The sequence below is a fragment of the Agrobacterium sp. 719_389 genome (assembly GCF_900188475.1).
Lineage (GTDB): Bacteria > Pseudomonadota > Alphaproteobacteria > Rhizobiales > Rhizobiaceae > Agrobacterium > Agrobacterium radiobacter.
In genome coordinates this window covers 1-19441 of sequence record NZ_FYEM01000017.1, presented here as the reverse complement: position 1 = coordinate 19441, position 19441 = coordinate 1, and the positions used below count along the sequence as shown (strand labels likewise).

Here is a 19441-nt window from a genome sequence, read left to right as displayed (position 1 = left end):
GTTATGCCTGGCGACAACGTCACCGTTGACGTCGAGCTGATCGTTCCGATCGCGATGGAAGAAAAGCTGCGCTTCGCTATCCGCGAAGGCGGCCGCACCGTCGGCGCCGGCATCGTTGCATCGATCGTCGAGTAATCTTCGGGCCTGAAAAGGCTTGATGGAAACCCCGCTGGAAACAGCGGGGTTTTTTGTTTTGTATTGCGCGTTTGGGGGAGGGTGGCTTTCGCTTCCCTGTCCGGGCTGCTACGTCGTTGCCGGGGAGATGATGAGGAGCATCATGAAGAAGCGCATTCTATTTACAGGTGGTTCCGGCAAGGCCGGCAGGCATGTGATCCCGTGGCTTATCGACAAGGGTTATGAGGTCCATAACATCGACCTCGTTCCGCTCGACAGGCCGGGCGTCACCAATCTCGTTGTCGACATCACCGATAGCGGGCAGGTGTTTAACGCCCTGTCCATGCACAGGAGCTTTGCAGAGCTTGAAAGCGGGAAGGGTGTTTTGCCCTATGATGCGGTGATCCACTTCGCCGCTGTTCCGCGCATTCTGATAAAGCCCGACAACGAGACGTTCCGCATCAATAAAATAGGAACCTACAACGTCATCGAGGCCGCGGTGAAGCTTGGTATCCGCAAGATCGTCATCGCATCGAGCGAGACCACCTATGGGGTCTGTTTTGCCGAGGGCGAGAAGGATTTCCACCATTTCCCGCTTGAGGAAGATTATGACGTCGATCCGATGGATTCCTACGGGCTGTCGAAGGTGGTGAATGAAAAGACCGCGCGAGCCTTTGCCGAGCGAAGCGGATACGACATTTACGCGCTGCGAATAGGCAATGTCATCGAACCCCATGAATACGAGAAGTTTCCCGGCTTCTTCGCCCGTCCGGAAACGCGCAGACGCAATGCCTGGGGTTACATCGATGCGCGTGATCTTGGTCAGATCTGCCATCTGTGCATCGAGAAGGACGGCCTCGGTTATCAGGTCTTCAACGCCGTCAATGATACAGCGACAGCGACTATCCCCACGCGTGAGCTTGCGCAGACTTATTTCCCTGACGTGCAATTCCGCCGCGAGATCGAGGATCATGAGGGATTGATCTCCAACCGCAAGATTCGCGAGGTCCTGGGCTTCCGCGAAGAACACGACTGGCGGAAATACGTTAACCCCTGAGAGGCGCAGGATTTTCGGGGGCGGAGTGGAAAAAACAAAAAACACACTTGCCATTCCTTTCCCTGCGCCTTAAAGGAGCGCATACCGAATTGGCCAAGCGATTTCGCGGCCGATTCAGGTGCTGAAGGGGTATAGCTCAGTTGGTAGAGCGGCGGTCTCCAAAACCGCAGGTCGGGGGTTCGAGCCCCTCTGCCCCTGCCACTTTCCATTCGCAAGCGCGGTTTTCGCTGCATGGCAGATGGGGCCGGATTTCCGGCGAATTTCGCCGAATGTCGATTTCCTCTTGTTAAAAGTGGAATCGGTGTTTATGTAGGGTCAAAACAGACACGCGGTGCGTGGGGCTGATTAGTTCGGCTTTACGCGCCGTAATTGCGTGGGCAGTCAATGGCATCCAAAACCAATCCGTTTACGTTTCTGCAGCAGGTTCGCGCCGAAGCGTCAAAAATCACTTGGCCGTCGCGCCGCGAGACCATGATTTCGACGGCTATGGTGCTGGTGATGGTCATTTTTGCGGCTCTGTTCTTCTTTGCTGCGGACCAGCTCATCGGCTGGCTGCTTAGCCTGGTGTTGAACGTAGGCCGGTAACGGCGCGGTCAAAGGCCCGGTAGAAGGATCGAACGGAGAATAAAAATGGCAGCGCGCTGGTATATCGTTCACGCATATTCGAATTTCGAAAAGAAGGTCGCCGAGTCGATCGAAGAAAAGGCCCGTCAGAAGGGGCTCGATCATCTTTTTGAGAAAATCCTCGTGCCCACCGAAAAGGTGGTCGAGGTGCGCCGCGGCCGTAAGGTCGACAGCGAGCGCAAGTTCTTTCCAGGTTACGTGCTGGTGCGCGCCAACCTGACGGATGAGGCCTATCACCTCATCAAGAACACGCCGAAGGTTACCGGTTTCCTCGGTTCGGACAGCAAGCCTGTTCCGATTCCCGATTATGAAGCCGAGCGTATCCTCGGTCAGGTTCAGGAAGGTGTCGAGCGTCCGAAGTCTTCGGTTTCGTTCGAGATCGGCGAGCAGGTTCGCGTTTCCGACGGTCCGTTCGCGTCGTTCAACGGCGTGGTTCAGGATGTCGATGAAGAGCGTTCGCGCCTGAAGGTGGAAGTTTCGATTTTCGGCCGCGCTACGCCGGTCGAGCTGGAATACAATCAGGTCGAAAAGGTCTGATTGGCGGGGCAAGACCCCAAGCGCGTGGAAGGCAAACTGGCTCTTTAAGCCGGAGCAGGGCGCCGCACCACGCAACCGCAGCCGCCGGAGCGATCCGGCTTAAGAGAAGCCGGGTAACCGGTTTGAATTGAAAGGCAGAGAGATATGGCTAAGAAAGTTGCAGGCCAGCTCAAGTTGCAGGTAAAGGCCGGGGCGGCCAATCCGTCCCCGCCGATCGGTCCGGCACTTGGTCAGCGTGGCATTAACATCATGGAATTCTGCAAGGCGTTCAATGCCGCCACGCAGGAAATGGAAAAGGGTATGCCGATTCCGGTCGTCATCACCTATTACCAGGACAAGTCCTTCACCTTCGTCATGAAGCAGCCGCCGATGACGTATTGGCTGAAGAAGGAAGCCAAGATCACCTCCGGTTCCAAGACGCCTGGCAAGGGCGCGAAGATCGGCTCCATCACCAAGGCTCAGGTCAAGACGATCGCAGAAGCCAAGATGAAGGATCTGAACGCAGCCGACATCGAAGGCGCAATGGCAATGGTTGAGGGCTCCGCCCGCGCCATGGGCCTGGAAGTGGTAGGTTGATCATGGCCAAGGTAGCAAAGCGCATTCAGAAGATCCGCGAAGGTGTGGATCCCAACAAGCTTTACGTTCTCACCGACGCCATTTCGATGGTCAAGGAACGTGCTGTCGCCAAGTTCGACGAAACCGTTGAAGTTTCGATGAACCTCGGCGTTGACCCGCGCCACGCGGACCAGATGGTCCGTGGCGTTGTCAACCTGCCGAACGGCACTGGCCGTGACGTTCGCGTCGCCGTTTTCGCCCGTGGCGCCAAGGCTGATGAAGCCACGGCTGCTGGCGCTGACGTTGTTGGTGCGGAAGAACTGGTTGAAATCGTTCAGGGCGGCAAGATCGACTTCGATCGTTGCATCGCGACCCCGGACATGATGCCGCTCGTCGGCCGTCTCGGCAAGGTACTCGGCCCGCGTGGCATGATGCCGAACCCGAAGGTCGGTACGGTGACGATGGATGTTGCCGGCGCCGTCAAGGCTTCCAAGGGCGGCGCTGTCGAGTTCCGCGTCGAAAAGGCCGGTATCGTACACGCTGGCGTTGGTAAGGCTTCCTTCGACGCCAAGGCTCTTGAGGAAAACATCAAGGCTTTCGCCGATGCCGTCATCAAGGCAAAGCCGGCTGGCGCCAAGGGCAACTATGTCAAGCGCGTCGCCATTTCCTCGACCATGGGTCCGGGCGTCAAGATCGACCCTTCGTCGGTTACGGCTTAATCAATTCTCGCGCTTCCCAAGGGAAGTGTGAATAAAAGAATTTCCGGCTCCCAGGAGCCGGAGATTTCCGGGGAAACCCGGAACTCCTGTCCGAGATTGCGGGTGGCCATTTCCTTCGGGACCTGGCCTTAATCATTCAACCTGCATGAGACGGGTGAGGCTGGATTTGAGGCATCTTTCGATGCCTGACTGTCCGGTTCGAACCTGGTGTGCCTGTGCCTGAAGCCGTTTGCGGCGACAGAGCGGGGGACAGGATCCTCGAGCGTCGCTCGGGATTTTTGTAAAAAGGTCCCTTGGGGCAAAGGCAAACCCGACGGGTTCACAATCATGTGGTCCCGTCTACTGGAGACAGACAGTGGAAAGAGCGGAAAAACGCGAATTCGTCACGGAGCTGAACGAAGTCTTCAAGGCTTCCGGTTCGGTTGTCGTGGCCCACTATGCTGGTGTCACCGTTGCGCAGATGAACGACTTCCGTTCGAAGATGCGCGCTGCCGGAGGCACCGTCAAGGTCGCGAAGAACCGCCTGGCCAAGATCGCTCTTCAGGGCACGGAGTCGGAAGGGATGACAGATCTCTTCAAGGGCCAGACGCTGATTGCATACAGCGTCGACCCGATGATCGCTCCGAAAGTCGTCATGGATTTCGCAAAGACCAACGACAAGGTCGTTGTTCTCGGTGGTTCCATGGGTGCAACCACGCTCAACGCCGAAGCAGTCAAGTCGCTTGCGACCCTGCCTTCGCTGGACGAGCTGCGCGCAAAGCTGCTGGGCCTTCTCAATGCCCCGGCAACTCGCGTCGCTACGGTTGTCGCCGCACCTGCAAGCCAGCTGGCACGGGTGTTCTCGGCTTACGCCAAGAAGGACGAAGCCGCTTAAGGCGGTTTTTCGCTGTAAATATTCAAACTGGTTCGAACTGAACAAAAGGAACTATCAAAATGGCTGATCTCGCAAAGATCGTAGAAGACCTCTCCACCCTGACCGTTCTGGAAGCTGCAGAACTGTCCAAGCTTCTCGAAGAAAAGTGGGGCGTTTCCGCTGCTGCTCCGGTAGCTGTTGCTGCTGCTGGCGGTGCTGGCGTTGCTGCTGCTGTTGAAGAAGAAAAGACTGAATTCGACGTGATCCTGGTTGACGCTGGCGCCAACAAGATCAACGTCATCAAGGAAGTCCGCGCTATCACGGGCCTCGGCCTGAAGGAAGCCAAGGACCTCGTTGAAGGCGCTCCGAAGGCTGTCAAGGAAGCTGTTTCCAAGGCTGAAGCTGCTGATCTCAAGAAGAAGCTTGAAGAAGCCGGCGCTAAGGTCGACGTTAAGTAATCTTGCGATTGCTGGCGGGAAGGGGCTTATTGCCCCTTTCCGTCGTCATCGTTTTTAAAACTCATTACCCAAAAGCCGCGTGAAAATGGCTTTTGGGTAATGGGTTCTTCAAGAGAATGGTTCCGAACCGGCTCATCTAGGCAATCCGGCCTGATCGATCCTGGATGTGGAACGAGATTGATGAAACCCATTGCTTGACGGGATCGACTGGCCATCGGTTCCCGTCCGTTGCAGGCCCGGATGCAATTTTTAAAGGAGCGACGATGGCTCAGACCCTTTCGTTTAACGGTCGCAGGCGCGTACGCAAGTTTTTCGGCAAAATTCCAGAAGTAGCGGAAATGCCGAACCTCATCGAGGTTCAGAAGGCTTCGTACGACCAGTTTCTCATGGTTGACGAGCCCAAGGGTGGCCGTCCCGACGAGGGATTGAATGCCGTATTCAAGTCCGTATTCCCGATCACCGATTTTTCCGGCGCCTCCATGCTCGAATTCGTGTCCTACGAATTCGAAGCGCCGAAGTTCGACGTCGAGGAATGCCGTCAGCGCGATCTGACCTATGCAGCGCCGCTGAAAGTGACGCTGCGCCTCATCGTGTTCGATATCGATGAAGATACCGGCGCGAAGTCCATCAAGGACATCAAGGAACAGTCCGTCTACATGGGCGACATGCCGCTCATGACCAATAACGGTACGTTCATCGTCAACGGCACCGAGCGCGTCATCGTTTCGCAGATGCACCGTTCGCCGGGCGTGTTCTTCGATCACGACAAGGGCAAGAGCCATTCTTCCGGCAAGCTGCTTTTCGCCGCCCGCGTCATCCCGTATCGCGGTTCCTGGCTCGACATCGAATTCGACGCCAAGGACATCGTCTATGCGCGTATCGACCGCCGCCGCAAGCTGCCCGTGACCTCGCTCCTGATGGCGCTCGGCATGGATGGCGAAGAAATCCTGTCGACCTTCTATACCAAGGCTACCTACGAGCGCGCCGGCGACGGCTGGCGTATCCCGTTCCAGCCCGAAGCGTTGAAGAATGCCAAGGTCATCACCGACATGATCGACGCCGACACCGGTGAAGTCGTTGTCGAGGGTGGCAAGAAGCTGACCCCGCGCCTTATCCGCCAGCTCGTCGACAAGGGCCTCAAGGCGCTTAAGGCGACTGACGAAGACCTCTACGGCAACTTCCTGGCCGAAGACATCGTCAACTACGAGACGGGTGAAATCTATCTCGAAGCCGGCGACGAAATCGACGAGAAGACGCTCGGCCTGATCCTTCAGTCCGGCTTCGACGAGATTCCGGTTCTCAACATCGACCACGTCAATGTTGGCGCCTACATCCGTAACACGCTCTCCGTTGACAAGAACCAGAACCGCCAGGAAGCGCTGTTCGACATCTACCGCGTCATGCGTCCGGGCGAACCGCCGACCATGGATTCCGCGGAAGCGATGTTCAACTCGCTGTTCTTCGATGCAGAGCGTTACGATCTCTCGGCTGTTGGCCGCGTGAAGATGAACATGCGTCTCGACCTCGATGCGGAAGACACCGTGCGCACGCTGCGCAAGGAAGACATCCTCGCCGTCGTCAAGATGCTGGTCGAACTGCGTGACGGCAAGGGCGAAATCGACGACATCGACAACCTCGGCAACCGCCGTGTTCGTTCGGTCGGCGAGCTGATGGAAAACCAGTATCGTCTGGGCCTTCTGCGCATGGAACGTGCGATCAAGGAACGTATGTCCTCGATCGAAATCGACACCGTGATGCCGCAGGACCTGATCAACGCGAAGCCGGCAGCTGCCGCCGTTCGCGAATTCTTCGGTTCCTCGCAGCTGTCGCAGTTCATGGACCAGGTGAACCCGCTTTCGGAAATCACCCACAAGCGCCGTCTTTCGGCTCTTGGACCGGGTGGTCTGACGCGTGAGCGCGCCGGCTTCGAAGTTCGCGACGTTCACCCGACCCACTACGGCCGTATTTGCCCGATCGAGACGCCGGAAGGCCCGAACATCGGTCTGATCAACTCGCTTGCCACCTTTGCCCGCGTCAACAAGTACGGCTTCATCGAAAGCCCGTACCGCAAGATCATCGACGGCAAGGTGACGACCGACGTTATCTACCTCTCCGCCATGGAAGAGGCCAAGTACTACGTCGCACAGGCCAATGCCGAGCTCGATGGCGAAGGCGCCTTCACTGAAGAGTTCGTTGTTTGCCGTCACTCGGGCGAAGTCATGCTCGCACCGCGCGACAACATCAACCTGATGGACGTTTCGCCGAAGCAGCTCGTTTCGGTCGCGGCGGCTCTCATTCCGTTCCTGGAAAACGACGACGCCAACCGCGCTCTCATGGGCTCGAACATGCAGCGTCAGGCCGTTCCGCTTCTGCGGGCGGAAGCGCCGTTCGTCGGCACCGGCATGGAGCCGATCGTCGCCCGTGACTCCGGCGCTGCCATCGCGGCTCGCCGCGGCGGTGTCGTCGACCAGGTCGATGCGACGCGTATCGTTATCCGCGCTACGGAAGAACTCGATGCCGGCAAGTCGGGCGTCGATATCTACCGTCTGCAGAAGTTCCAGCGTTCGAACCAGAACACCTGCGTCAACCAGCGTCCGCTGGTCGCCGTCGGCGATCTGATCTCCAAGGGTGACATCATCGCGGACGGTCCGTCGACCGACCTCGGTGACCTGGCGCTCGGCCGCAACGCGCTCGTCGCGTTCATGCCCTGGAACGGCTACAACTACGAAGACTCGATCCTGATGTCGGAACGTATCGTTTCCGACGACGTGTTCACCTCCATCCACATCGAAGAATTCGAAGTGATGGCGCGCGACACGAAGCTTGGTCCGGAAGAAATCACGCGCGACATTCCGAACGTTTCGGAAGAAGCGCTGAAGAACCTCGACGAAGCCGGTATCGTTTACATCGGTGCGGAAGTTCAGCCGGGCGACATCCTCGTCGGCAAGATCACGCCGAAGGGCGAAAGCCCGATGACGCCGGAAGAAAAGCTTCTGCGCGCCATCTTCGGTGAAAAGGCTTCCGACGTTCGCGACACGTCCATGCGCATGCCTCCGGGCACGTTCGGTACGGTCGTTGAAGTCCGCGTCTTCAACCGTCACGGTGTGGAGAAGGACGAGCGCGCTATGGCTATCGAGCGCGAAGAGATCGAGCGTCTGGCAAAGGACCGCGACGACGAACAGGCAATTCTTGACCGTAACGTCTACGGCCGCCTGATCGACATGCTGCGTGGTCACGTTTCCATCGCTGGTCCTAAGGGCTTCAAGAAGGGCGTCGAGCTTTCCAACGCCGTCGTCTCCGAATATCCCCGCTCGCAGTGGTGGATGTTCGCAGTCGAAGACGAGAAGGCTCAGTCCGAACTCGAAGCGCTTCGCGGCCAGTACGACGAATCCAAGTCGCGCCTTGAACAGCGCTTCATGGACAAGGTCGAAAAGGTCCAGCGCGGCGATGAAATGCCTCCGGGCGTCATGAAGATGGTCAAAGTCTTCGTTGCTGTTAAGCGCAAGATCCAGCCGGGCGACAAGATGGCCGGCCGTCACGGTAACAAGGGCGTCGTCTCGCGTATCGTTCCTGTCGAGGACATGCCGTTCCTCGAAGACGGCACGCATGTCGACATCTGCTTGAACCCGCTCGGCGTGCCTTCGCGCATGAATGTCGGTCAGATCCTCGAAACCCACCTCGCATGGGCATGCGCAGGCATGGGCAAGAAGATCGGCGAGATGCTCGAAGAGTATCGCAAAACGATGGACATCAGCGAGCTTCGCACGGAGCTTACCGAAATCTATGCGAGTGAATCGCATGACGAGGTGCAGCGCTTCGATGACGAATCGCTGGTCAAGCTTGCCGAAGAAGCCAAGCGCGGTGTTTCCATCGCGACCCCGGTCTTCGACGGTGCGCATGAGCCCGACGTTGCCGCGATGCTGAAGAAGGCAGGTCTGCATGAATCCGGTCAGTCCGTTCTTTATGACGGTCGTACCGGTGAGCCGTTCGACCGCAAGGTCACCGTCGGCTACATGTACATGATCAAGCTGAACCACCTTGTCGACGACAAGATCCACGCTCGCTCGATCGGTCCTTACTCGCTCGTTACCCAGCAGCCGCTGGGCGGCAAGGCGCAGTTCGGCGGACAGCGCTTCGGGGAAATGGAAGTCTGGGCTCTGGAAGCATACGGCGCGGCTTACACGCTGCAGGAAATGCTCACCGTCAAGTCGGATGACGTGGCGGGCCGTACCAAGGTCTACGAGGCGATCGTCCGTGGTGACGACACGTTCGAGGCCGGTATTCCGGAGAGCTTCAATGTTCTCGTCAAGGAAATGCGGTCGCTCGGTCTTTCGGTCGAACTGGAGAACTCGAAGATCGAGAACCAGCCCGAAGATCAGTTGCCCGACGCGGCGGAATAAAAATGAGAGAGGCGGGCGCCTTTTGGGCGCCTGTCGGCTCCCGCATCGGCCAGGCCGGTGTGGGACACTTTCGCCGCATTGTGCGGTTAAATCCGTATTTAAAGCTCTGGACGGTGACCCGGGAAGAAGCCGGTCCAGATGCAAACAGGGGCAGCAGCTAGCCTCTCAAGGAGACAAGGCATGAACCAAGAGGTCATGAATCTTTTCAATCCTCAGGTGCCTGCGCAGCATTTCGATTCCATCCGGATTTCGATCGCTTCGCCGGAAAAAATCCTGTCGTGGTCCTACGGCGAGATCAAGAAGCCGGAAACCATCAATTACCGTACGTTCAAGCCGGAACGCGACGGTCTTTTCTGCGCGCGTATTTTCGGACCGATCAAGGACTACGAGTGCCTGTGCGGCAAGTACAAGCGCATGAAGTACAAGGGCATCATCTGCGAAAAGTGCGGCGTCGAAGTCACGCTGTCGCGCGTTCGCCGTGAGCGCATGGGCCACATCGAGCTTGCAGCACCGGTTGCCCATATCTGGTTCCTGAAGTCGCTTCCTTCGCGTATCTCGACCCTGCTCGACATGACGCTGAAGGATGTCGAGCGCGTTCTCTATTTCGAGAACTACATCGTCACCGAACCCGGCCTCACTTCGCTGAAGCAGAACCAGCTTCTGTCCGAAGAAGAGTACATGATCGCCGTTGACGAGTTCGGCGAAGACCAATTCACCGCCATGATCGGCGCTGAAGCCATCTATGAGATGCTGGCTTCGATGAACCTCGAAAAGATCGCTGGCGACCTGCGTGCCGAACTTGCTGAGACCACGTCTGATCTCAAGCAGAAGAAGCTGATGAAGCGCCTGAAGATCGTCGAGAACTTCATGGAGAGCGGCAATCGTCCGGAATGGATGATCATGAAGGTCGTTCCGGTCATTCCGCCGGACCTGCGTCCGCTGGTTCCGCTGGATGGCGGTCGTTTCGCGACGTCCGACCTCAACGATCTCTATCGCCGCGTCATCAACCGTAACAACCGTCTGAAGCGCCTGATCGAGCTTCGTGCGCCTGGCATCATCATCCGCAACGAAAAGCGTATGTTGCAGGAATCCGTCGATGCGCTGTTCGACAACGGCCGTCGTGGCCGCGTCATCACGGGCGCCAACAAGCGTCCGCTGAAGTCGCTCTCCGACATGCTCAAGGGCAAGCAGGGCCGCTTCCGCCAGAACCTTCTCGGCAAGCGCGTCGACTACTCCGGCCGTTCGGTCATCGTGACTGGTCCGGAACTGAAGTTGCACCAGTGCGGCCTGCCGAAGAAGATGGCGCTCGAACTGTTCAAGCCGTTCATCTACGCCCGCCTCGACGCCAAGGGTTACTCCTCGACCGTCAAGCAGGCCAAGAAGCTGGTTGAAAAGGAAAAGCCTGAAGTTTGGGATATCCTCGACGAGGTCATCCGCGAGCATCCGGTTCTCTTGAACCGCGCGCCGACGCTGCACCGTCTGGGTATCCAGGCTTTCGAACCAATGCTGGTCGAAGGCAAGGCCATCCAGCTGCATCCGCTCGTCTGCACGGCCTTCAACGCCGACTTCGACGGTGACCAGATGGCTGTTCACGTTCCGCTCTCGCTGGAAGCCCAGCTGGAAGCGCGCGTGCTGATGATGTCGACCAACAACATCCTGCATCCGGCAAACGGCCACCCGATCATCGTTCCTTCGCAGGACATGGTTCTCGGCCTGTATTACCTGTCGATCATGAACCAGAACGAGCCGGGCGAAGGCATGGCCTTCTCGGATATCGGTGAGCTGCATCACGCGCTTGAAAACAAGGTCGTGACGCTGCATGCCAAGATCCGTGGTCGCTTCAAGACCGTGGATGCCGACGGCAAGCCGGTTTCGAAGATCCATGAAACGACCCCTGGCCGTATGCTGATTGGCGAACTTCTGCCGAAGAACGTCAACGTGCCTTTCGACGTCTGCAACCAGGAAATGACCAAGAAGAACATCTCCAAGATGATCGACACGGTCTACCGTCACTGCGGCCAGAAAGACACGGTCATCTTCTGCGACCGCATCATGCAGCTCGGCTTTGCCCATGCCTGCCGCGCCGGCATTTCGTTCGGCAAGGACGACATGGTCATTCCGGACAGCAAGGTGAAGATCGTCGGTGACACCGAAGCCTTGGTGAAGGAATACGAACAGCAGTACAATGATGGTCTCATCACCCAGGGCGAAAAGTACAACAAGGTTGTCGACGCCTGGGGCAAGGCTACCGAAAAGGTCGCCGAAGAAATGATGGCGCGCATCAAGGCTGTCGAGTTCGATCCGGAAACGGGCCGCCAGAAGCCGATGAACTCCATCTACATGATGTCCCACTCGGGCGCCCGTGGTTCTCCGAACCAGATGCGTCAGCTGGGCGGGATGCGCGGCCTGATGGCGAAGCCGTCGGGTGAAATCATCGAGACGCCGATCATCTCGAACTTCAAGGAAGGCCTGACCGTTAACGAGTACTTCAACTCGACCCACGGTGCCCGTAAGGGTCTCGCAGACACCGCCCTGAAGACGGCGAACTCGGGTTACCTTACCCGCCGCCTCGTCGACGTCGCGCAGGATTGCATCGTCAACTCCGTGGATTGCGGCACCGACAAGGGCCTCACCATGACCGCCATCGTCGATGCCGGTCAGGTGGTTGCCTCGCTTGGCGCACGTATCCTCGGCCGTACGGCTCTGGATGACATCGATCATCCGGTTTCCGGCGAGAACATCGTCAAGGCCGGCACGCTTATCGATGAGGCCGATGTGGCCGCCATCGAAAAGGCGGGCATCCAGTCCGTTCGCATCCGCTCTGCTCTGACCTGCGAAGTGCAGATCGGCGTTTGCGGCGTCTGCTACGGTCGTGACCTTGCACGCGGTACGCCTGTCAACATGGGCGAAGCCGTTGGCGTCATCGCCGCACAGTCGATCGGTGAACCGGGCACGCAGCTCACCATGCGCACGTTCCACCTTGGTGGTACGGCGAACGTGGTCGACCAGTCGTTCCTCGAAGCGTCGTATGAAGGCACGATCCAGATCAAGAACCGCAACATCCTGCGGAACTCCGAAGGCGTTCTCATCGCCATGGGCCGTAACATGTCCGTTACGATCCTTGATGAGCGCGGCGCGGAACGTTCCTCGCAGCGTGTCGCTTACGGTTCGAAGATCTTCGTGGATGATGGCGACAAGGTTAAGCGTGGCCAGCGTCTTGCAGAGTGGGACCCCTACACCCGTCCGATGATGACGGAAGTGGAAGGTACCGTTCACTTCGAAGACCTCGTCGACGGTCTCTCCGTTCTGGAAGCGACCGACGAATCCACCGGCATCACCAAGCGTCAGGTCATTGACTGGCGTTCGACGCCGCGCGGTTCGGACCTTAAGCCTGCGATCGTCATCAAGGACGCTTCCGGTGCTGTGGCGAAGCTTGCCCGTGGTGGCGAAGCCCGCTTCCAGCTCTCTGTTGACGCCATTCTGTCGGTTGAGCCGGGTTCCAAGGTCTCCCAGGGTGACGTGCTTGCACGTTCGCCGCTGGAAAGCGCCAAGACGAAGGACATCACCGGTGGTCTGCCGCGCGTTGCCGAACTGTTCGAAGCACGTCGTCCGAAGGATCACGCCATCATCGCCGAGATCGATGGTACGATCCGCCTCGGCCGCGACTACAAGAACAAGCGTCGCGTGATGATCGAGCCTGCGGAAGACGGCGTCGAGCCGGTCGAATACCTGATCCCGAAGGGCAAGCCCTTCCATCTTCAGGAAGGCGACTACATCGAGAAGGGCGAATACATTCTCGACGGCAACCCGGCGCCGCACGACATTCTGGCGATCAAGGGCGTGGAGGCTCTGGCTTCCTATCTCGTGAACGAAATCCAGGAAGTCTACCGACTGCAGGGCGTTGTGATCAACGACAAGCACATCGAGGTGATCGTTCGCCAGATGCTGCAGAAGGTTGAAATCACCGATGCTGGCGACAGCCAGTACATCGTTGGTGACAACGTCGATCGCATCGAGCTTGACGACAACAACGACCGCCTGATCGAAGAAGGCAAGAAGCCTGCCTATGGCGAGCCGGTTCTGCTCGGCATCACCAAGGCTTCGCTGCAGACGCCGTCCTTCATCTCGGCCGCATCGTTCCAGGAAACCACCAAGGTTCTCACGGAAGCTGCGATCGCCGGCAAGACGGACACGCTGCAGGGCCTCAAGGAAAACGTCATCGTCGGCCGTCTCATCCCGGCCGGTACTGGCGGCACCATGACGCAGATCCGCCGCATCGCCACCTCGCGCGACGACCTCATTCTTGAGGAACGCCGCAAGGGTACGGGTGCAGGCTCTGCGAACCAGATGCTGCAGGACATGACGGACCAGGCTCCGGCCGCCGAATAAGGTCAGACAGGGCAGGGGCTTTACGAAGCCCCGCCAAAGGTTCAGTGGAAACGCCCGGAGCAATCCGGGCGTTTTTGTTTGTATGGAAGCCACCGGCGAGCCAGCGCGATTTTACGATTTGTCTTTGAGATTATCTTCAGCCGCGCGGCGAGGGTCAGCTCTGTTCGCGGATGTCATAGCGGGTGAGAACGGAGAGCCGGCGAACGAGATCAGTCTGGCCGGTGCTGCCAGTTTTCGCATAGATCGACTTGGCGTTGCTGCGCACCGTTTCATGGGAAATCTGCAATTGCTTCGCTACGGCGGGAAGCGAAAACCCCTTCATGATTTCCAGAGCCACGCGGGCCTCGCCCTTGGTGAGGTCGTATAGCCCTTTTAACAGTGAGGTCGCATCGGTGATGGTGCCCGTGGGTTGCGATATCAGCACGATGGCGGAACCTTTTGGGGACAAATCCAGCGCGTTCCTGCGCAACGGTATGACGTGGAGGATACAGGACCGATCTTCGCCGGTCGGGAGGGGAAAAGAGCCGACATTATCTCCGGCGAGCGCCTTATAGAGCAGCCGGTTTACTCTTTCGTCGGACACCAAGACCCTGTCGCGGGCACCGGTGGAAATACATTTCCTGAGAGAGAGAAACATGTCGTTTGCGGATAGGATACGCCCGCTCGCCTGAAGCACCGCCGCAGGTGCGCCTATGGCGTTCAGCCCGAGCGTCATGGCGTCGGCCTTCTGTCGCTGCAGCCGGGTTGCGAGAGTGAGGCTGCGGGCAATGTGTGGCCTCAGCCGGCCCAGCGCCGCCATGGTTTCCGGCCCGATGACGCCGCTAGCGAGCCTGCGTTCGAAAAGCACTGTCATTTCCGGATGATCCGGTGGTGCAATCTGCGTCGCTGCGCCATATCCCAGTCCGCGCGGCATCAGGAAGTCACGCACGATCGGCAATCCGGCCCATTCGTCATGGGTGAAGACGTCGAAATCCTGTACGAAGGAGAATTGTCCTTCGCGGATTGCGCGGGTGAGGCGATCGTTGCGCCTGTTCCAGCCGCCTTCCATGAAGGCCTGCATCACGTCCTGCAGATTGGGGGTGAAGAGCCATGCCTCTTCCTCACCCTTGCCCCAGGTGAGCGCACCGCCCCAGAAATCCAGGCGGTTACCGATTGTTTCTATGACCTCAGCCCAGCGATCAGGGAAAAGTGCCGCCTCGTAAATGTCATCGATAATGTCTGCTGAAGATATAGTATCCAACCCGCCACCGGAATTTTGCGTCGATACTATTGTAAGCTGATATTTGGGTATTGTTCAACGGATAAAGAAATAATACTATTGTATTAAAAGTATATAATCTATGAGTGACTTAATATATTGATAAGTTTGCCGAAGGGGTCGCGCACGAAAAGCCGGCGAACGCCCCACGCCTCGACGGCGGGGCCGTATTCGATGGGCAGCCCGGCCTTCAGGATTCTGGCGTGGACCTCCTCGAAATCATCGACCTCGATCGAAAGGTCCGGCACATCGGTGCCGGAGCCGCCTTCACTTGCGAAGCTGACCTGTGCTCTTGCTTCGAGCGGGCTGGCATGGGTGACGATCCAGCCGTGATCCATGGCGACGCGCATGCCGAGAATATCGCCATAAAACGCCTTCGCCCGCGCTGGGTCGGGCGTTGCTATATTGGCGACGACCCGTCTTACGGCCATGGACCTGCGCCTCAGGCGAAGCGGATGATGGCGACTTCGCCTTCGAGCGCGCCCTGATAGGCGGAGGCGTGCGGCTCTTCATCCGGGATGTCGGTCAGCATGCCGATCTGGTCGAGATCGGCTTCGATGAAACCTTCTTCCGAAAGCGCGTTCAGCGTTTCACGCACGGCCGTATCGTCATCCGGCGCCCGCAGGATGACGTGGATGTCGATGCCCTCGGAATTATCGTGCTCATAGGCCTTGCCGATGACGATGAAGACCATCGGCTCTTCGCGTCCGTTGTCGTTGTCGGGGAGGGTGCTCATGACGCGTTTCCTTGATCATTCGTTGCTGTAATGCGGGCCGATGGAATCGGTTCCGCCCGTGGCGGCGCTGCTCCGGCTCGCCACAGGGAATCAATAGACGGATTTTATGAAAAGCCAAAGCGTGGAGGTCGAAATCGCAGCCTTCTGCGCCTACTTATGTTAAAGCTGGCTGGAAATGACCCGGACGCGGGCTTAGTGGCCGCTGGCGCGGGGGCAAAATGCGGATTCGCCCTTGACGAAAGCTGGCTAAAACAGTAGTACGCCCGCCATCGGAGCCTCTGTGGGTGCTGGCCGTTCGGAAAGCTTTTTCCCGAACATCATCTCAAACGGGTCTCCATTGCACGTAGAAGACACGAATGTTGCACGCAAGACGCCTCATCCGGTGTCCTCTGCTCTTGGTGGTCCATCCGTGAAACCGGATCGGGCCACGTTTTGCGCATGAGGATATATGCGTGCATCGTCGCCGGCAACGGCATAGTCGCCACCCGTGAGGGTGGCTTAAGTAGTTTTTGCAAGGGATGGTTATATGCCTACCGTAAACCAGCTGATCCGCAAGCCTCGCCAGGCGCAGGTAAAGCGCAACAAGGTTCCTGCACTTCAGGAAAACCCGCAGAAGCGTGGTGTTTGCACCCGCGTTTACACGACGACCCCGAAGAAGCCGAACTCGGCTCTGCGTAAGGTTGCCAAGATCCGCCTCACCAACGGCTTCGAAGTCATCGGTTACATTCCGGGCGAAGGTCACAACCTTCAGGAACACTCCGTGGTCATGATCCGCGGCGGCCGCGTAAAGGACTTGCCGGGTGTGCGTTACCACATCATCCGCGGTGTTCTCGACACCCAGGGCGTCAAGAACCGCAAGCAGCGCCGCTCCAAGTACGGTGCGAAGCGTCCGAAGTAATTCGGGTTTAAACAAATTCCGGCGCTGCGCGAGGTTCTCCGCGTGGTTTAGCGTCAATAACATTGAGAGACAAAGAATATGTCCCGTCGCCATAGTGCAGAAAAGCGTGAGATCAACCCGGATCCGAAGTTCGGCGATCTGGTCGTCACCAAGTTCATGAACGCCATCATGCTTCACGGCAAGAAGTCGGTCGCAGAAAGCATCGTTTACGGCGCGTTCGACGTCGTTCAGGGCAAGACGAAGCAGGAGCCGCTCGGCGTGTTCCACTCCGCCCTCGACAACGTTGCTCCGCACGTTGAAGTGCGTTCGCGCCGCGTTGGTGGTGCCACCTATCAGGTTCCGGTCGACGTTCGCCCCGAGCGCCGTCAGGCCCTTGCTATCCGCTGGCTGATCACGGCTGCCCGCAAGCGCAACGAAACGACCATGGTCGATCGCCTTTCCGGCGAACTCATGGACGCTGCGAACAACCGCGGTTCCGCTGTCAAGAAGCGCGAAGACACGCACAAGATGGCCGACGCCAACCGCGCATTCTCGCATTACCGCTGGTAATCTTAACCGGTCGCATATCGAAAGGCAGTCCATTATGGCTCGCGAATATAAAATCGAAGACTACCGCAATTTCGGTATCATGGCGCATATCGACGCCGGCAAGACGACGACTACCGAGCGTATTCTTTATTACACCGGTAAGTCGCACAAGATCGGTGAAGTCCATGATGGCGCAGCCACGATGGACTGGATGGAGCAGGAGCAGGAGCGTGGTATCACCATCACCTCCGCTGCCACCACGACCTTCTGGAAGGGTCGCGACGGCAAGATGCGCCGCTTCAACATCATCGACACCCCCGGCCACGTCGACTTCACCATTGAAGTCGAGCGTTCGCTGCGCGTTCTCGACGGCGCCATCGCGCTGCTCGACGCCAACGCCGGTGTTGAGCCGCAGACGGAAACCGTCTGGCGCCAGGCCGAGAAGTATCATGTTCCGCGCATGATCTTCTGCAACAAGATGGACAAGACCGGTGCTGACTTCTACCGCTCGGTAGAAATGATCAAGACCCGTCTCGGCGCCATCGCCGTTGTCATGCAGCTGCCGATCGGCGCTGAGACCGAGTTCAAGGGCGTTATCGACCTGATCGAGATGAACGCACTCATCTGGCGCGACGAATCGCTCGGCGCTCAGTGGGACGTCGTTGAAATCCCTGAAGACATGAAGGCCAAGGCTGACGAATATCGCGAAAAGCTGATCGAGACTGTTGTCGAGATCGACGAAGAAGCGATGGAAGACTACCTGAACGGCATCATGCCCGACAACGACAAGATCCGTGCGCTCGTTCGCCGCGGCACCATCGACGTGAAGTTCCACCCGATGTTCTGCGGTACCGCGTTCAAGAACAAGGGCGTTCAGCCGCTTCTCGACGCCGTTGTCGACTACCTGCCTTCGCCGCTGGACATTCCCGCGATCAAGGGCATCGACTTCAAGACCGAAGCCGAAATCGAGCGTCATGCCGATGACAGCGAGCCGCTTTCCATGCTCGCGTTCAAGATCATGAACGACCCCTTCGTCGGTTCGCTGACCTTCGCCCGCATCTACTCCGGCAAGCTCGAAAAGGGCACGTCGGTCATCAACACGGTCAAGGACAAGCGCGAGCGCGTCGGCCGTATGCTGCAGATGCATTCCAACAGCCGTGAAGACATCGAAGAAGCCTTTGCCGGCGACATCGTTGCTCTGGCTGGCCTCAAGGAAACCACCACTGGCGATACGCTCTGCGATCCGCTGAAGCCGGTTATCCTCGAGCGCATGGAATTCCCCGAGCCGGTCATCCAGATCGCCATCGAGCCGAAGACCAAGGGCGACCAGGAAAAGATGGGCCTCGCGCTCAACCGCCTGGCTGCTGAAGATCCTTCGTTCCGCGTCAAGACGGATGAAGAATCCGGTCAGACGATCATCGCAGGCATGGGCGAACTTCACCTCGACATTCTCGTTGACCGTATGCGTCGCGAGTTCAAGGTTGAAGCTACCGTCGGCGCTCCGCAGGTTGCCTACCGCGAAACCATCACGCGTCAGCACGAAGAAGACTACACGCACAAGAAGCAGTCCGGTGGTACCGGTCAGTTCGCTCGCGTGAAGATCATCTTCGAACCGAACCCCGAAGGCGAAGACTTCAAGTTCGAATCGAAGATCGTCGGTGGTGCTGTTCCGAAGGAATACATCCCGGGCGTTCAGAAGGGTATCGAAAGCGTTCTGTCTTCCGGTCCGCTGGCTGGCTTCCCGATGCTCGGCGTCAAGGCGACGCTGGTCGACGGTGCATTCCACGATGTTGACTCGTCGGTTCTCGCCTTCGAAATCGCATCGCGTGCCTGCTTCCGTGAAGCAGCGAAGAAGGCTGGCGCACAGCTTCTCGAGCCGATGATGAAGGTCGAAGTCGTAACGCCGGAAGACTATGTCGGTGACGTTATCGGCGATCTGAACTCCCGTCGTGGTCAGATCCAGGGCCAGGAAAGCCGTGGTATCGCCGTCGTCATCAACGCGCATGTTCCGCTCGCGAACATGTTCAAGTACGTCGACAACCTGCGCTCCATGTCGCAGGGCCGTGCACAGTACTCGATGACGTTCGACCACTATTCGCCGGTTCCGTCGAACGTGGCGCAGGAAATCCAGGCAAAGTACTCCGGTCAGAAGTGATCGGGGTACGCCCCACCGAATTTTGAAGATTATTCCCGTCAAGGGACAAGAATGGAGAGCCACTAATGGCAAAGAGCAAGTTCGAGCGCAATAAGCCGCACGTCAACATTGGCACGATCGGTCACGTTGACCATGGCAAGACGTCGCTGACGGCAGCAAT

The 19441-nt window shown here is 58.1% G+C and carries 16 protein-coding genes, 1 tRNA gene and 1 pseudogene; 15 read left to right on the top strand and 3 right to left on the bottom strand.

Annotated features, from left to right (window positions below; all coding sequences use genetic code 11):
• The 11 genes and pseudogenes from tuf to rpoC form a co-directional block, all read left to right on the top strand.
• Positions 1-135, top strand: a pseudogene (gene tuf / locus CFB10_RS23535) (elongation factor Tu); the annotation flags it as partial.
• Positions 136-277: 142 nt separating this feature from the next.
• The gene (locus tag CFB10_RS23530) at positions 278-1171 is read left to right on the top strand and encodes an NAD(P)-dependent oxidoreductase (protein ID WP_026363336.1); all 894 of its coding nucleotides are present in this window, start codon (positions 278-280) and stop codon (positions 1169-1171) included.
• Between the two features lie 125 nt (positions 1172-1296).
• Positions 1297-1372 (top strand) — tRNA-Trp (locus tag CFB10_RS23525).
• Between the two features lie 183 nt (positions 1373-1555).
• Positions 1556-1756 (top strand): preprotein translocase subunit SecE, encoded by a 201-nt coding sequence (gene secE / locus CFB10_RS23520; protein ID WP_003523719.1) that lies wholly within the window; start codon positions 1556-1558, stop codon positions 1754-1756.
• Positions 1757-1801: 45 nt separating this feature from the next.
• Positions 1802-2332 (top strand): transcription termination/antitermination protein NusG, encoded by a 531-nt coding sequence (nusG, locus tag CFB10_RS23515; protein ID WP_003523721.1) that lies wholly within the window; start codon positions 1802-1804, stop codon positions 2330-2332.
• A 144-nt stretch (positions 2333-2476) separates the two neighbouring features.
• Positions 2477-2908: a 50S ribosomal protein L11 gene (gene rplK / locus CFB10_RS23510; RefSeq protein ID WP_003507702.1), complete on the top strand. Its 432-nt coding sequence runs from the start codon at positions 2477-2479 to the stop codon at positions 2906-2908.
• 2 nt (positions 2909-2910) lie between these two features.
• On the top strand, positions 2911-3606 hold the full coding sequence (gene rplA, locus CFB10_RS23505) for a 50S ribosomal protein L1 (RefSeq protein ID WP_003507704.1): 696 nt from the start codon (positions 2911-2913) through the stop codon (positions 3604-3606).
• A 355-nt stretch (positions 3607-3961) separates the two neighbouring features.
• Positions 3962-4480 carry a 50S ribosomal protein L10 gene (gene rplJ / locus CFB10_RS23500; RefSeq protein ID WP_003519348.1) on the top strand — a complete coding sequence of 173 codons (519 nt, stop codon included), beginning with the start codon at positions 3962-3964 and terminating at the stop codon, positions 4478-4480.
• 59 nt (positions 4481-4539) lie between these two features.
• Positions 4540-4917 (top strand): 50S ribosomal protein L7/L12, encoded by a 378-nt coding sequence (rplL, locus tag CFB10_RS23495; protein ID WP_003507708.1) that lies wholly within the window; start codon positions 4540-4542, stop codon positions 4915-4917.
• Positions 4918-5180: 263 nt separating this feature from the next.
• Complete coding sequence (gene rpoB, locus CFB10_RS23490) at positions 5181-9317, top strand: DNA-directed RNA polymerase subunit beta (RefSeq protein WP_020008897.1); 4137 nt, start codon at positions 5181-5183, stop codon at positions 9315-9317.
• A gap of 180 nt (positions 9318-9497) precedes the next feature.
• On the top strand, positions 9498-13706 hold the full coding sequence (gene rpoC / locus CFB10_RS23485) for a DNA-directed RNA polymerase subunit beta' (protein WP_026363335.1): 4209 nt from the start codon (positions 9498-9500) through the stop codon (positions 13704-13706).
• 154 nt (positions 13707-13860) lie between these two features.
• Here rpoC and CFB10_RS23480 read toward each other — a convergent pair whose 3' ends face one another.
• From CFB10_RS23480 to CFB10_RS23470, 3 genes are all read right to left on the bottom strand, one after another.
• Positions 13861-14946, bottom strand: coding sequence for a helix-turn-helix transcriptional regulator (locus tag CFB10_RS23480; protein WP_020008895.1), 1086 nt, complete (start codon positions 14944-14946; stop codon positions 13861-13863).
• Between the two features lie 98 nt (positions 14947-15044).
• Complete coding sequence (locus tag CFB10_RS23475) at positions 15045-15395, bottom strand: VOC family protein (RefSeq protein WP_020008894.1); 351 nt, start codon at positions 15393-15395, stop codon at positions 15045-15047.
• An 11-nt stretch (positions 15396-15406) separates the two neighbouring features.
• Positions 15407-15700: a hypothetical protein gene (locus CFB10_RS23470; protein ID WP_020008893.1), complete on the bottom strand. Its 294-nt coding sequence runs from the start codon at positions 15698-15700 to the stop codon at positions 15407-15409.
• A 526-nt stretch (positions 15701-16226) separates the two neighbouring features.
• Here CFB10_RS23470 and rpsL point away from each other — a divergent pair.
• From rpsL to CFB10_RS23910, 4 genes are all read left to right on the top strand, one after another.
• Complete coding sequence (rpsL, locus tag CFB10_RS23465; RefSeq protein ID WP_003507760.1) at positions 16227-16598, top strand: 30S ribosomal protein S12; 372 nt, start codon at positions 16227-16229, stop codon at positions 16596-16598.
• Between the two features lie 78 nt (positions 16599-16676).
• Positions 16677-17147 (top strand): 30S ribosomal protein S7, encoded by a 471-nt coding sequence (gene rpsG / locus CFB10_RS23460; RefSeq protein WP_003507761.1) that lies wholly within the window; start codon positions 16677-16679, stop codon positions 17145-17147.
• Positions 17148-17181: 34 nt separating this feature from the next.
• On the top strand, positions 17182-19281 hold the full coding sequence (gene fusA / locus CFB10_RS23455) for an elongation factor G (RefSeq protein ID WP_003523732.1): 2100 nt from the start codon (positions 17182-17184) through the stop codon (positions 19279-19281).
• Positions 19282-19346: 65 nt separating this feature from the next.
• A partial coding sequence (locus CFB10_RS23910) for a GTP-binding protein (RefSeq protein WP_018010120.1) occupies positions 19347-19441 on the top strand: 95 nt, incomplete at its 3' end.

What these genes read in the sequence shown, in the direction of transcription:
- fusA (WP_003523732.1), top strand. Translation starts at nt 17,182, where the DNA reads ATGGCTCGCGAATATAAAATCGAAGACTACCGCAATTTCGGTATCATG.
- CFB10_RS23530 (WP_026363336.1), top strand. Translation starts at nt 278, where the DNA reads ATGAAGAAGCGCATTCTATTTACAGGTGGTTCCGGCAAGGCCGGCAGG.
- secE (WP_003523719.1), top strand. Translation starts at nt 1,556, where the DNA reads ATGGCATCCAAAACCAATCCGTTTACGTTTCTGCAGCAGGTTCGCGCC.
- rplL (WP_003507708.1), top strand. Translation starts at nt 4,540, where the DNA reads ATGGCTGATCTCGCAAAGATCGTAGAAGACCTCTCCACCCTGACCGTT.
- rplK (WP_003507702.1), top strand. Translation starts at nt 2,477, where the DNA reads ATGGCTAAGAAAGTTGCAGGCCAGCTCAAGTTGCAGGTAAAGGCCGGG.
- rplA (WP_003507704.1), top strand. Translation starts at nt 2,911, where the DNA reads ATGGCCAAGGTAGCAAAGCGCATTCAGAAGATCCGCGAAGGTGTGGAT.
- CFB10_RS23470 (WP_020008893.1), bottom strand. Translation starts at nt 15,700, where the DNA reads ATGAGCACCCTCCCCGACAACGACAACGGACGCGAAGAGCCGATGGTC.
- rpsG (WP_003507761.1), top strand. Translation starts at nt 16,677, where the DNA reads ATGTCCCGTCGCCATAGTGCAGAAAAGCGTGAGATCAACCCGGATCCG.
- rpoC (WP_026363335.1), top strand. Translation starts at nt 9,498, where the DNA reads ATGAACCAAGAGGTCATGAATCTTTTCAATCCTCAGGTGCCTGCGCAG.
- rpsL (WP_003507760.1), top strand. Translation starts at nt 16,227, where the DNA reads ATGCCTACCGTAAACCAGCTGATCCGCAAGCCTCGCCAGGCGCAGGTA.
- CFB10_RS23475 (WP_020008894.1), bottom strand. Translation starts at nt 15,395, where the DNA reads ATGGCCGTAAGACGGGTCGTCGCCAATATAGCAACGCCCGACCCAGCG.
- rpoB (WP_020008897.1), top strand. Translation starts at nt 5,181, where the DNA reads ATGGCTCAGACCCTTTCGTTTAACGGTCGCAGGCGCGTACGCAAGTTT.
- nusG (WP_003523721.1), top strand. Translation starts at nt 1,802, where the DNA reads ATGGCAGCGCGCTGGTATATCGTTCACGCATATTCGAATTTCGAAAAG.